14 protein-coding genes and 1 tRNA gene are annotated in these 12,445 nt (G+C 39.4%); 5 read left to right on the forward strand and 10 right to left on the reverse strand.

Going from position 1 to position 12,445, the window contains the following annotated elements:
• Positions 1-100: 100 nt before the first annotated feature.
• Positions 101-811 (forward strand): SAM-dependent methyltransferase, encoded by a 711-nt coding sequence (locus tag B9A18_RS08010; protein ID WP_084288712.1) that lies wholly within the window; start codon positions 101-103, stop codon positions 809-811.
• On the opposite strand, the gene nadD is transcribed toward B9A18_RS08010, so the two are convergent.
• The 3 genes from nadD to B9A18_RS08025 are packed head-to-tail and all read right to left on the reverse strand — an operon-like array spanning position 808 to position 2,822.
• Complete coding sequence (gene nadD / locus B9A18_RS08015) at positions 808-1,380, reverse strand: nicotinate (nicotinamide) nucleotide adenylyltransferase (protein ID WP_084288713.1); 573 nt, start codon at positions 1,378-1,380, stop codon at positions 808-810. The genes B9A18_RS08010 and nadD overlap by 4 nt on opposite strands.
• A 2-nt stretch (positions 1,381-1,382) precedes the next feature.
• A complete protein-coding gene (gene gmk / locus B9A18_RS08020) occupies positions 1,383-1,952 on the reverse strand; it encodes a guanylate kinase (RefSeq protein ID WP_084288714.1) in 570 nt (189 codons plus the stop codon).
• 6 nt (positions 1,953-1,958) lie between these two features.
• Positions 1,959-2,822: a YicC/YloC family endoribonuclease gene (locus B9A18_RS08025; RefSeq protein ID WP_084288715.1), complete on the reverse strand. Its 864-nt coding sequence runs from the start codon at positions 2,820-2,822 to the stop codon at positions 1,959-1,961.
• Positions 2,823-2,935: 113 nt separating this feature from the next.
• On the opposite strand from B9A18_RS08025, the gene B9A18_RS08030 reads away from it, so the two are divergent.
• Positions 2,936-3,646: a hypothetical protein gene (locus B9A18_RS08030; protein ID WP_235005263.1), complete on the forward strand. Its 711-nt coding sequence runs from the start codon at positions 2,936-2,938 to the stop codon at positions 3,644-3,646.
• A 6-nt stretch (positions 3,647-3,652) separates the two neighbouring features.
• On the opposite strand, the gene rnc is transcribed toward B9A18_RS08030, so the two are convergent.
• The 3 genes from rnc to B9A18_RS08045 are packed head-to-tail and all read right to left on the reverse strand — an operon-like array spanning position 3,653 to position 5,954.
• Positions 3,653-4,381 carry a ribonuclease III gene (rnc, locus tag B9A18_RS08035; protein WP_200816324.1) on the reverse strand — a complete coding sequence of 243 codons (729 nt, stop codon included), beginning with the start codon at positions 4,379-4,381 and terminating at the stop codon, positions 3,653-3,655.
• A gap of 54 nt (positions 4,382-4,435) precedes the next feature.
• Entirely contained in the window at positions 4,436-5,689 is a 1,254-nt protein-coding gene (gene fabF, locus B9A18_RS08040; protein WP_084288717.1) for a beta-ketoacyl-ACP synthase II, read from the reverse strand.
• A gap of 28 nt (positions 5,690-5,717) precedes the next feature.
• On the reverse strand, positions 5,718-5,954 hold the full coding sequence (locus B9A18_RS08045) for an acyl carrier protein (RefSeq protein ID WP_008241990.1): 237 nt from the start codon (positions 5,952-5,954) through the stop codon (positions 5,718-5,720).
• A 176-nt stretch (positions 5,955-6,130) separates the two neighbouring features.
• Between B9A18_RS08045 and B9A18_RS08050 the strand changes: the two genes are divergently transcribed.
• From B9A18_RS08050 to B9A18_RS08060, 3 genes are all read left to right on the forward strand, one after another.
• The gene (locus B9A18_RS08050; protein WP_084288718.1) at positions 6,131-6,550 is read left to right on the forward strand and encodes an IPExxxVDY family protein; all 420 of its coding nucleotides are present in this window, start codon (positions 6,131-6,133) and stop codon (positions 6,548-6,550) included.
• A gap of 141 nt (positions 6,551-6,691) precedes the next feature.
• On the forward strand, positions 6,692-8,122 hold the full coding sequence (gene pyk / locus B9A18_RS08055; RefSeq protein WP_084288719.1) for a pyruvate kinase: 1,431 nt from the start codon (positions 6,692-6,694) through the stop codon (positions 8,120-8,122).
• Between the two features lie 48 nt (positions 8,123-8,170).
• A tRNA-Ser gene (locus B9A18_RS08060) sits at positions 8,171-8,258 on the forward strand.
• Between the two features lie 60 nt (positions 8,259-8,318).
• On the opposite strand, the gene B9A18_RS08065 is transcribed toward B9A18_RS08060, so the two are convergent.
• From B9A18_RS08065 to B9A18_RS08080, 4 genes are all read right to left on the reverse strand, one after another.
• Complete coding sequence (locus B9A18_RS08065; RefSeq protein ID WP_144009422.1) at positions 8,319-8,984, reverse strand: DUF6266 family protein; 666 nt, start codon at positions 8,982-8,984, stop codon at positions 8,319-8,321.
• A gap of 297 nt (positions 8,985-9,281) precedes the next feature.
• Positions 9,282-10,013 (reverse strand): MIP/aquaporin family protein, encoded by a 732-nt coding sequence (locus B9A18_RS08070; protein ID WP_084288721.1) that lies wholly within the window; start codon positions 10,011-10,013, stop codon positions 9,282-9,284.
• Between the two features lie 33 nt (positions 10,014-10,046).
• Complete coding sequence (gene glpK, locus B9A18_RS08075) at positions 10,047-11,537, reverse strand: glycerol kinase GlpK (protein ID WP_084288722.1); 1,491 nt, start codon at positions 11,535-11,537, stop codon at positions 10,047-10,049.
• Positions 11,538-11,692: 155 nt separating this feature from the next.
• On the reverse strand, positions 11,693-12,307 hold the full coding sequence (locus B9A18_RS08080) for a porin family protein (RefSeq protein WP_084288723.1): 615 nt from the start codon (positions 12,305-12,307) through the stop codon (positions 11,693-11,695).
• Positions 12,308-12,445 lie beyond the last annotated feature (138 nt).

The following is a 12,445-nucleotide window of genomic DNA, read 5'->3' on the forward strand; positions in this document are numbered from 1 at the left end:
TATTACATTGTGATGTTGAGGCCAGATTTAATTAAATTGAGGAATTGTGCGCTTTACACCAAATAATTCTCTTATTTTGTATGTTAAATCCTAATTACGAATGACAAAAGGTACATTATTTCTTATCCCTGTTCCTCTCGCAGAAAATGCTGCTCAAAAATCTTATACGGCTTTTTTAGGGGAGACCATCAACGCTTTAAGCACTTATATTGTTGAGAATGAGAAGACAGCGCGTAAGTTTTTAAAAGAGGCCGGAATAAAAACTCCGCAAAGTGATTTGGTAATCCATGATTACGGAAAACACAAGCGTAACGACTCCATGGTGCCTTATTTTAAGGAATTGATGACGGGAAAAGATGTGGGACTGATGAGTGAGGCAGGATGCCCAGGAGTGGCTGATCCGGGAGCTGATGTGATTCTGGAAGCACACAAACGTGGAATAAAGGTAGTGCCACTGGTAGGACCAAGTTCTATTTTGCTGGCTTTAATGGCCTCAGGCTTTAACGGACAGAGCTTCACTTTTAACGGTTACCTGCCAATTGATAAGGTAGAAAGAGGCAAACGGATTAAGGAGTTGGAGCAATTGGCGCAGACTAAAAAGCAAACCCAGATATTCATCGAGACACCTTTCCGTAATAACCACCTTTTTGAGGATATCCTTAAAAATGCTGCGGCCCAAACTTTACTTTGCGTAGCCAGTAACCTAACCGCAGAAGATGAATTTGTGAAAACAATGTCAGTTGGTCAGTGGCGCCAGGAGCGGATAGATCTCCATAAAAAACCAACTATCTTTTTGATATACAGAACTTAACGATACATGTTCTTGCTGTCTATAAAAGAGAGCACATTGTCTGGAACAAAATACTGTACATTTTTACCTGCTGCAATTCCTTTGCGAATAAAGCTGGAAGAAATGTCCATCTGAGGAGTCTCAGTGATCTTAATTGAGGGGTGATTTGCCCATTCAGAGATGTCTATCCCAGGTCTGGGATAGACATAAATCTCATAGTTTTTTAAAATAACCTCGTAATTTTTCCACTTTTTGAAAGAGGCGAGGTTGTCTGCGCCCATGATTAGCGCAAACGCTTTACCCGGATATTTCTCCTGTAAATAAGCTAAAGTATCAATGGTATAGGAGGGCTGGGGCAGGTTAAATTCAATATCGCTGACTTTAATCTTGTCGGATGTCTCGGTCGCCAGTTTAGCCATTTCCAGCCTGTCGTACATGCTCGTCAGACTGTCTTTGTTCTTTAATGGATTGTGCGGCGAGACCACCAGCCATACTTCTTTGAGACCCGTAAAACTGGCCATGTAGTTGGCTATAATTAAATGACCAATGTGGATGGGGTTATATGAGCCAAAGAAGAGTCCTGTCATAATGGTTATTTCTTTAAAAAATCTCCTACTAATTTTTCAGCCTCAAGACAAGCTGTTTCTAAATCAAAGTTTTTAAGGATTACGTCGAATTTATCCGCGTAAGCCAGTTCTTTTTCCGCCTTAACAAAGCGTTCCTGAAGCTTTTCCGGACTGTCAGTCCCTCTGCCGGTTAAACGTTCTTTTAAGATCTCTAATGAAGGTGGCTGTACAAATATAGCTAAAGCATCGTCTTCATACTTACGTTTTAAACGCAAGCCTCCTTCAACATCAATGTCAAATATCACATGTTGATCGTTATCCCAGATGCGTTCAATTTCTGATCTTAAAGTACCATAAAAAGTACCGGTATAAACTTCTTCAAACTCAACGAATTCCTGATGAGCTATTTTGTGCAGAAAGTCTTCTTTGGAAATAAAATAATAGTCTTTTTCATTTTTTTCATCCCCACGTGATTCACGCGTAGTAGCGGAAATCGAAAAGCATAGCGATGGAAATTTCGTAAGTAAATGTTTAACGATAGTGGTTTTGCCTGCTCCAGACGGTGCAGAAAATATAATGAGTTTACCTTGTTTCATTGGTACTTACAAAACGTTTAATAATTGTTCTTTAATTTTTTCCAGTTCTTCTTTCATACCAACAACCAGTTGCTGGATTTGCGCATCATTAGCCTTAGCACCCATGGTATTGATTTCTCTGCCAATCTCCTGTGAGATAAAACCTAGTTTCTTTCCATTGGCATCTTTGCTTTTTAAAGTCTCATTAAAATAATCACAATGACTTCTTAAGCGTATTTTTTCTTCAGTAATATCTAATTTGTCGATATAATAGATCAATTCCTGCTCTAAACGGTTCTGATCAACATTGATTTTACCTACGTTTTCTTCTAAAAACTGGTTTAATCTAGTCTTGATCTGAGGAATTCTAAGCGGTTCCAATACTTCGATTTGTCCGAAAAAGCTAAGAATATTTTTAATCCTTAGTTCCAGATCAGCTTTTAAAACACTTCCTTCAGTTTCTCTGAACTGATTGAAATTAGCTAATGCCTTATTGAAAGTATCATTCAGGATTGCCCAATCATTTTCACTTACCTCATCATCAACATAGCTGATCACGTCTGGAAAGTTAAGTACCGCCTGTAATAGATTGCTTGAATTTGCACCTAAACTGATGTTGATCGCTTCCAGTTCTTTGTAATATTTACTTAGTAATGCAGCATTAATGGTGGCACCTTTTAAAGCTTCTTCACCACGTTCAATATTTATAGAAACGCCGACTTTTCCGCGTTCTATTTCTTTACTGCATACGTTGCGTAATAGTAATTCCTTATCTGAAAAGGCTTTAGGTAATTTTAGATTGAGCTCTAAAAATTTACTGTTCAGGGATTTAATCTCTACAGCAAATTTTACATTTTGATGATCTATAGAGGCCAGGCCATATCCTGTCATTGATTTTATCATGTGCAAAGATATAATTTATTGGCTTTTCAAACTCATTTAACTTTTTTTAACTAAGCTAATTGCTAAACAATGGTTAGTTTTACATCAATATCTGATCTGTGATGAAGTATAATCCACTAAATATTTTACTGTTTTGGGCATTTTTTCTAAGCTCCATCCCCACTGTCCTGGCTCAGGATTTTTTATTGGGTGGTGTTGTGTTTGAAAAGGGGACCTCAAATCGTATTGCCGGTTCGGAGGTTACCAATAAGCGGACAGGATATAGGGTTGCCAGTAATGATTTTGGCCTATTTCAAATTAAAGCGAGTGTTGGCGATACGCTGTTAGTGATTAAAAGAGATTTCTCTGATACCGAGGTAGTCGTTGCCAGCAATAAGGATATTTTGGTTTACCTGCAGGGTGGACGAATGCTGAAAGAAGTAAATATCAGCGGGCAAAGCAAAAAGCAGGAATTCGATGCAATGAAAAGAGAATATAGAAATAAGGGCTCTTTTTACCAGGGTAAACCGCCATTTCTTGCCTTTTTGTTTAAACCTTTAACGGCCGTTTATGAATTGATTGGCAGGACACCTAAGAACGCAAGGAGATTTGGACGTTTCTACGAGACTGAAATGCAGCAGAGCCTGATTGATGGTTTCTTTAATGAATTTTTAATACAGAACAATACCGATCTGAAAGGAGATCATCTCGAAAAATTTATGCTGGATTATAGACCTGAATATGGAAAAGCTAAAAAATGGACACAGTATGATGCCATTAAGCACATTAGAGATTCGTATAAAAAGTATACAGATACCCTGGGGAAAAATTAAGGAAGCTTAAATAGAAAGGGCTTCGCAGGTTTTTTCTGCAGCTAATTTCTCAGCGTTTTTCTTGTTGTAATCACGACCGATGCCGTAGCTTTCACCTTCAATAACCGCCTGAATGGTAAAAAGTTTAGTGCTTTCCCCAACCTCATTATCAATCATGTCAAAAGTAATGTCTTTTCCATGGCGCTGGCACCATTCAATCAGTTTACTTTTGAAATTGGTTTCAGTAAGCTCAAGGGTGTGGATGTCAACATAGGGCTTAACGATCCTTTTAAGTAAGAAATCTTTAGTGAAATTGTAGCCTTTATCGAGGTAAATGGCGCCAATTAGCGCTTCGAAAGCATCTCCAAGCATAGAATGATGCTTGGTTTGGATGTTTACAGCTTTTTGGTCGAATACAATCAGCTGATCAAATCCCATTTTGCGGGCAAGCTGATTCAAATTGGCCCGGTTTACAATTTTAGAACGCATTTCTGTAAGGAATCCTTCTTCTTTATAAGGATAACTTTTGAAAAGCAACTCTGCAATTACAGAACCCAATATCGCATCACCTAGAAACTCAAGACGTTCATTGCTGCTTCTGCTTCCATTTTTTAGAATCTTTGCCACAGACCTATGCCTGAATGCCATTTTATACAAAATGGCATTTCCAGGCACAAAGCCTAATATGTTTTTCAACTTTCTTATAAAGACCTTATCAGGCGAAAGATAAAGCTTATACAGATTAAATAATGGCATTAATTACTAAAAAATTAAAGGAAGCGACATCACGTAGCTTCCATATAAAGCGATCTATTCTTCGTACTTTTTGAAAATCACAGACGCATTATGACCACCAAAACCAAATGTATTGCTCTGAGCAGCACGGATGGTGCGTTTTTGCGCCTTGTTAAAAGTGAAATTTAATTTCGGATCACATTCAGGATCATCATTGAAGTGGTTAATTGTTGGTGGAACAATGTCGTTTTTCACTGCAAGAATTGCAGCAATAGCCTCAACTGCACCAGCAGCACCCAATAAGTGTCCTGTCATTGATTTTGTTGAACTGATGTTCAATTTGTATGCGTCTTCGCCATATAAGTCGACGATGGCTCTGCTTTCAGAGATGTCTCCCAATGGAGTGGATGTCCCATGAACATTGATGTAATCAATGTCTGCAGTCGTTAATCCGGCATCATTCAGGGCATTTGTCATCACCATTCTCGCTCCTAAACCTTGCGGATGTGGAGCTGTAATATGATTCGCATCAGCACTCATTCCTCCGCCAACTAACTCAGCATAGATCTTAGCACCACGTTTTTTAGCATGTTCAAGTTCTTCCAGAATGATCGTTCCGGCTCCTTCACCAGCAACAAAACCGTCGCGGTCTCTGTCAAATGGTCTGGAAGCTGTTTTCGGGTCGTCATTTCTGGTTGAAAGGGCATGCATGGCGTTAAATCCACCTATACCGGCTTCGTTGATGATGGCTTCAGAACCTCCGCTGATTACTACATCACACATATTCAGACGAATATAGTTGTAAGCATCGATCATAGCGTTTGTGGCTGAAGCACAGGCAGAAACTGTTGCGAAATTTGGTCCTCTTAATCCATATTTTATAGAAATATGGCCAGGAACAATGTCAATAATAACTTTCGGGATAAAGAACGGATTTATGCGTGGCGTACCATCACCTAAGAAGAAGTTCTTCATTTCTTCCTGAAACGTCTTAAATCCGCCAATACCAGAACCCCAGATTACACCAATACGATTGGTGTCCAGCTGTGAAAAATCGAAATTACCATCTTTTACAGCTTCCTCTGTGGAAACTAAAGCGTACTGGACAAATGGATCTAATTTACGGGCTTCTTTCTTGTCTAAATGATCTTCAGCGTTGAAATTTTTAAGCTCGCATGCAAATTTGGTCTTGAACTTTGACGTGTCAAAACTGGTAATAGGGCCAGCACCACTCACCCCATTGATCAAACCATCCCAGAACTCTGGGATGGTATTGCCAATTGGAGTGAGCGCACCTAGCCCTGTAACTACTACTCTTTTTAATTCCATTTATACGGATTATACGGAAACCGTATTTTTACTTAACGTTTTTCTCTAAGTAAGCAATTGCTTGACCAACTGTACCAATGGTTTCAGCTTGATCATCAGGAATTGCTACATTGAATTCTTTTTCAAACTCCATAATAAGTTCTACTGTATCTAAAGAATCCGCACCCAAGTCGTTAGTGAAAGAAGCTTCTGGTGTAACTTCGTTTTCATCCACACCTAATTTTTCAACGATAATAGCCTTAACTCTTGAAGCAATATCAGACATAATGTTATAATTTAATGGTTAAATAATTCAGTGCAAAGAAAAATAAATTCTTACACATTTCAAATGTTTTTATTTCAGTACCAATTTTAATGTTTTTATTTTGAACATCAATGCAAAATTTGAAGATCATTGTAAAATTAGTTTTATAATTTCGTATTTCCGTAAAATATTCTGTTTTGAACAAAACTTACTTAAAACTCTCCTTAGATCTCGATTTTGTTTTAATAGCGATTACAGCCTCTTTAAAGGATTATGTTCTGTGCCACAAGATTAATACCCTTCTAAATTTTGATTTCGAAAAGATTGATGACCACGAAGTTTACTTTAATATCGATGAAGAACCGTTGTCCTTTTCTAAATATTATTATTTTGTTGAGCAGGGAGAGATCGAATATTACGTCGTTAACAACCGAAATGCCGAAGGATTTTTAATTCCGGAGATGAATAAAGTTGATTTTTTTATGGTTATTCATCAATATATTGACAAAGAAGATTTGAACTATATTATTGGCGGACTTAACAAAATGCCTGATATTCAGGTTGCTGCGCAGATTGACCCTGCAAAATTAAGATCGAAAGAAAATTTGATAATGTAAATTTTATATGTGAAGGTGTACAAAATACACTATATTTGATTTACATAAAAAAGCAGATAACTTTAAAAAATCAGGCTGGCATCGGTTTTCTGTATATTGATAAACGCTCGTTTGTCGGTCTGTAATAAAAAAAATAACTCAATGAAACCATTTCATTCTAGAACAAAAATTGTTGCCACATTAGGCCCTGCTTCAGCTAAACCTGAAGTTTTATATAGTATGTTTAATGCCGGACTGGATGTTTGCCGTTTAAATTTTTCTCACGGTTCTCAGGCTGATCACCAGGAGGTTCTGGATACCATCCGCGCACTTAATGAAAAACACAATTATAACGTTGGTATACTTGCAGATTTGCAAGGTCCAAAGATTAGAATTGGTATGGTTAAGGACGGTGGAATTCAGTTGATTAACGGAGCCCAGACGGTGATCACTACCAAAGAATGTATCGGTAGCGAAGAGCGTATTTATATCACTTATGAAAGCTTTCCGAAAGACGTAAAAGCTGGCGAAATTATTTTGTTGGATGATGGTAAATTGCAAATGCGCGTGATTGAAACCAATCTTGTGGATGAAGTAATTTGTGAAATTGTTCATGGTGGTATCCTGACTTCAAGAAAAGGAGTGAACCTGCCAAATACAAAAGTTTCTATCCCATCTCTTACTCTCGAAGACCGTAAAAATCTTGAATTCGTTCTCGAAAACGATGTAGAATGGATCGGACTTTCTTTTGTACGTAATGCTGAAGATATTATTGAATTAAAAGACATCATTAAGCAAAGGGGTAAAACTGCACGTGTAATCGCTAAAATTGAAAAGCCTGAAGCTATTGCAAACATCGATGAGATTATTGCGGTTTCAGACGGTATCATGGTTGCCCGTGGAGATCTTGGAGTTGAAATGCCGATGGAAGAAGTTCCTTTGTTGCAAAAAATGATTGTTAAAAAATGCCGTGCAGCATCAAAACCGGTAATTATTGCTACTCAAATGCTGGAGAGTATGATCACTACGCCTAGGCCAACACGTGCTGAGGTGAATGACGTTGCCAACTCGGTACTTGATGGTGCTGATGCAGTGATGCTGAGTGGTGAGACATCAGTTGGTGAATTCCCGCTAATTGTTATCGAAACAATGCAGAAAATCATTCAGAACATTGAGGTGAACAATTATCCTTTCCATCCGGAAAAATTCCTTAAACCAAATTCTGAGAGTTTCCTAAGTGATGCAATTTGCGATTCAGCTTGTTTCTTATCGAAACAAACTAATGCTGTTGGTATCGTATCTATGACATTAAGTGGTTACACTGCTTTTGAAATATCAAGCAACAGGCCTAAAGCACTTACTTATATCTTCACCAGTAACAGATCTCTGCTAAATACATTGAGTCTTTTATGGGGTGTACAGGGCTTCTATTACGATAAGTTTGAAAGTACTGATGAAACTATTCAGGACGTGAATAACTTGCTTAAAAAGCTTAAAATGATCAAAAAGGGAGATGTTATCATTAACACTGCTGCAATTCCTATGGAAGCCAAAGGAAAAACCAACATGCTAAAGATTACGGTTATTGATTAATATTCCTTAGCATTCAAAAATTTTTCTACTTTTGCAATCCGCAAAAACGGAGAGTTGTCCGAGTGGTCGAAGGAGCACGCCTGGAAAGTGTGTATACCCCAAAAGGGTATCGAGAGTTCGAATCTCTCACTCTCCGCATAACGAAAATAGATCGTAAAATTGATAAAGCTGTTCGACTTCGAGCAGCTTTATTTGTTTAATAAAGCTCCAATCTGCCCAGGTATATACTATCAGATACCTGTTGTCTGTCATTACTGATAAAAGCAATATAAGTTTCTACAGCTGTAGTCCCATGGTCCCCGGATATACCTGTTGAAGTTGGATAAATTTGTAAAATATCCATTCCCGCCGTTCTTCTGGCTCCACCAACAACAAAATTCGCATGTTTAATATCAGGGAAATAGGCCATGAGTAAAACCTGATCCTCATTCCGTTTATAACATGTTTCCGGATCATTTTCCCATTTAAAAGTTAACGTGCGATCTGACAATTCGACCGATGGGCGAAGAGGAAGCGGTAAGTCGCCTTTACTCATAATTACCTTAGAAAAGTCAATCCAATAATCTGGATAATCGCCTTGTATTGCCAATTTTCTTAAATAGGAAGTCGCAGCGTTTTGTGGTATTCTGGTAGTCCCCTTTGTGTCGGGATGAAAGCTGAAACTTACAAAATTGTTAATTGGTTTCACGAATTGCATCGCCATCGAAAATTGTTTTCGTGAAATAAGTTGTTTTTCTGTAGCAGGTTTATGCGATGGATGTGGCAGTGCCCTTACTACAAATGTCCCACGCCTGATATACCCAATTAATGCGCCCACTTTTCCTATAAACGGCCCCAGAGGGCCAAACTTCATACGTCCCATAAATATTTGGTTTACAGTGACCTGACATTAGGATCACAACTTGAAGTTAAATAAGAAATATCAGTGAGTATAACCGGAAATGGTAATAAAGTTAGCTAAAAATAGAGTTTAATCTGATATAAGCAGTAGGAGACCAGTCCAATAGCAGTCGAATACCAGTACGATAGCAGGCTAATTTAATGTCCGTGTATTATACTTTTCGATACCCGGTGGTGGGTTTTTAATTGAAAAGCCTAACTAATGATCTGGACTAGTTAGGCTTTTTGTGAAATATTGTTCTGATGTTTTTAAACGGCCCTATCCCTTTATACACAAGTATAAAACAGCAGCCAATGCGCAGCCAATGATTGGTCCAACTACCGGAATCCAGGCATAGCCCCAGTTGTTACCACCTTTTCCGGCAACGGGTAATATGGCATGCATAATCCTCGGGCCAAGATCTCTGGCTGGATTAATAGCATAACCTGTGGTCCCGCCAAGAGATAAACCGATTACCCAAACCAGAAATGTTACCGGCAGGGCACCAATAGAGCCTAATCCGATAGGGTTTTTATCTACGCCCATTTCAGCGCCTGTAAAGTGAAAGATCACAAAGATCAGCACAAAGGTTCCAATGATCTCACTGATGAGGTTGGAGACTGTATTTGGAATGGCAGGCGCGGTGCAGAAGGTGGCATGTTTTGCCCCTTTGTCTTCCGTTCCGGCATAGAAGTCTTTGAACAACAACCAAACCAGGAAAGCCCCTAGCATGGCACCGATAAACTGTGCTGCAATATAGGTGGGTGCATCGACCCAGCTAAATTTTCCGGCTATGGCCAGGCCAATGGTTACTGCCGGGTTCAGGTGCGCGCCGCTATATGGGGCGGCAATAACCACCCCAACAAATACAGCAAGCGCCCAGGCAGTAGTGATCACTATCCAACCACCGCCATTCCCTTTGGTTCCTTTCAAAACCACGTTAGCAACAACTCCGTTGCCCAACAAAATCAAAAACATTGTGCCGAGAATTTCGGCTAAAAAAGGAGACATATAGGCTAAATTAAAATGTGTTTATAGGTTTAGTTAATCTTCTGCGGCTGCTTTTGCTGCCTTAACAGCTCTGTTCCAGCCTTTAATCCGTTCGGGAATGTTCTCTGCGGCACCAGCATTAAAGTTCTTGTCAATTTTCCATTGTCCGCTAATGTCGTCCATGCTGTCCCAGTAACCTACTGCAAGACCGGCGAGATATGCGGCTCCTAAAGCGGTTACTTCAGTTACTTTCGGACGAATTACAGTAGTATCCAGCAGGTCGGCCTGAAACTGCATCAGCATATCATTGGCTGTTGCGCCTCCATCTACCCTTAATTCTTTAATGCTAAGCCCAGAGTCGGCTTCCATAGCTTTTAATACCTCCATGGTTTGAAAAGCAATACTTTCTACAGCAGCCCTGGCCAGGTGTGATGCCGTTGTTCCCCTGGTAATGCCGGTTATCGTGCCCCTTGCGTCCTGATTCCAGTGCGGTGCGCCAAGTCCTGCAAATGCAGGAACCAGGTATACGCCTCCGGTATCCTTTACCTGGAGTGCCAGTTTCTCCACATCAGCTGATGTTTGAATGATACCCAGCCCATCTCTTAGCCATTGCACTACAGCTCCGCCTATAAAAATACTGCCCTCTAGTGCATATTGAACTTTACCGTTTATTTTCCAGGCTATGGTTGTGATGAGGTTGTTTTGCGAAGTAATAGGCTTATCGCCAATATTCATCAGCATAAAGCAGCCTGTTCCATAAGTGTTTTTCACCATACCCACCTGTGTACACATTTGTCCGAATAGCGCGGCCTGCTGGTCGCCTGCAATTCCTGCAATTGGAATTTTTGCAGCAAGCACATTGCCGGTTGTTTCCCCGTAAACCTCACTTGATGATTTAACTTCCGGGAGAATGCTTCTTGGAATATCAAAGAGATCCAGTAATTCCTGGTCCCAGTCAAGTGTGTGAATGTTGTATATCATTGTTCTTGATGCATTACTTACATCAGTAACATGTACTCTTCCATCAGTCAAATTCCAGATCAACCAGGAGTCGATCGTTCCAAAAGCGATTTCTCCTGCTGCCGCCTTTTCTCTTGCACCTTCTACATGATCAAGGATCCATTTTATTTTGGTCGCCGAAAAATAGGCATCTAAAATAAGTCCTGTTTTTTCCTGTATATTTTTGGCCAGACCTTTAGCTCTAAGTTCATCGCAATAACCAGAAGTGCGCCTGTCTTGCCATACAATAGCGTTGTACAGAGGCTCTCCGGTTTTCCTATCCCATAATACTGTAGTCTCACGCTGGTTGGTGATACCTATTGCCGCAATGTCGGTAGGGGTAAGTCCTGCTTTTACTATAGCTTCAGTGGCTACAGAAATTTGGCTGGTCCATATTTCACTGGCGTTATGTTCTACCCATCCTGGTTGAGGGTAAATCTGTTTAAACTCCTTTTGTGCGATGGATATAATACTTCCTTCCTTATTAAATACAATTGCCCTTGAACTTGTGGTTCCCTGATCAAAGGATAAAATAAATTTGCTCATAATTTATAATTGCAATGATGTGTAATAAAACGTAAGTATAAACAATCATTATCGAAAGTAAAAGATACCATGCGAAATTCTCTGGTTTTGAAATAAAAAAAGCGGGCTGTACCATTTTTATGATACAGCCCGCTTTTTTTGAAATTAAGTAAAGACTAGAATTTTACGCCTACACCCACTGAGAAAACCTGGTTTTTAAATTCAGGAGTCTCCCTTGATCCGTCCTCATTGTTTTTCTGGAAATCCAGTGCGTAACGGCCATGGATATCAAATTGGCTGTTGATGTCATATCTAAAACCAATTAGTCCACCAACCAAACTCTTTTTAAATCTGTCCGATTTGTCTTCGATGATTTCCTGCTCAGCTGTTCCTATACCATTTTCAAATTTGTTTTTTGTAGATAGTAAGAAAGATACTTGAGGACCAGCTACCAGGTTTAATCCACTACCACCAATATTAATACTGGCCAAAATTGGAAGGTCGATAAAACTTGTGGTCTGAGTGAAATCTCCGAATACTGTTTCTGCTTTGTAACCTTTGGTCGAGTAAAGTAACTCCGGAGTAAAGGCCAAACCTTTAATCAGGTTAATATCTAAAGTTACACCGGCGTTGAAACCAGGATTTACTTTTGTTTTAAAATCATTGTCTCCATTATCTTTAATGATGTTTGGAAGGTTTAAACCGCCTTTAATCCCCAATCTAATTGGGCTCTGTGCGTTGGCAGCACCAGCTGCAAATAGGCCTAAGGCCAAAATAATTATCTTTTTCATGTGTTATGTGTTTTGTTATACTACCATAGGAAAGAAATGTGCCAGTTTTGAATAAAAAGACAATTTTATATGTTAAAATCCCCTAAAATAGGTGTGCAGCTGGGGATTAGCCCGCATTAACTCGGGCTGACTGTTCGG

Source organism: Pedobacter nyackensis (genome assembly GCF_900176505.1).
In the GTDB taxonomy this organism is placed as follows: domain Bacteria; phylum Bacteroidota; class Bacteroidia; order Sphingobacteriales; family Sphingobacteriaceae; genus Pedobacter; species Pedobacter nyackensis.

Excerpts from the sequence above, each read along its gene's own strand:
- B9A18_RS08045 (WP_008241990.1), bottom strand. The coding sequence starts at position 5,954 with ATGTCTGATATTGCTTCAAGAGTTAAGGCTATTATCGTTGAAAAATTA.
- B9A18_RS08070 (WP_084288721.1), bottom strand. The coding sequence starts at position 10,013 with ATGTCTCCTTTTTTAGCCGAAATTCTCGGCACAATGTTTTTGATTTTG.
- B9A18_RS08025 (WP_084288715.1), bottom strand. The coding sequence starts at position 2,822 with ATGACAGGATATGGCCTGGCCTCTATAGATCATCAAAATGTAAAATTT.
- rnc (WP_200816324.1), bottom strand. The coding sequence starts at position 4,381 with ATGCCATTATTTAATCTGTATAAGCTTTATCTTTCGCCTGATAAGGTC.
- B9A18_RS08030 (WP_235005263.1), top strand. The coding sequence starts at position 2,936 with ATGAAGTATAATCCACTAAATATTTTACTGTTTTGGGCATTTTTTCTA.
- gmk (WP_084288714.1), bottom strand. The coding sequence starts at position 1,952 with ATGAAACAAGGTAAACTCATTATATTTTCTGCACCGTCTGGAGCAGGC.
- pyk (WP_084288719.1), top strand. The coding sequence starts at position 6,692 with ATGAAACCATTTCATTCTAGAACAAAAATTGTTGCCACATTAGGCCCT.
- glpK (WP_084288722.1), bottom strand. The coding sequence starts at position 11,537 with ATGAGCAAATTTATTTTATCCTTTGATCAGGGAACCACAAGTTCAAGG.
- B9A18_RS08065 (WP_144009422.1), bottom strand. The coding sequence starts at position 8,984 with ATGGGACGTATGAAGTTTGGCCCTCTGGGGCCGTTTATAGGAAAAGTG.
- fabF (WP_084288717.1), bottom strand. The coding sequence starts at position 5,689 with ATGGAATTAAAAAGAGTAGTAGTTACAGGGCTAGGTGCGCTCACTCCA.
- B9A18_RS08080 (WP_084288723.1), bottom strand. The coding sequence starts at position 12,307 with ATGAAAAAGATAATTATTTTGGCCTTAGGCCTATTTGCAGCTGGTGCT.
- B9A18_RS08010 (WP_084288712.1), top strand. The coding sequence starts at position 101 with ATGACAAAAGGTACATTATTTCTTATCCCTGTTCCTCTCGCAGAAAAT.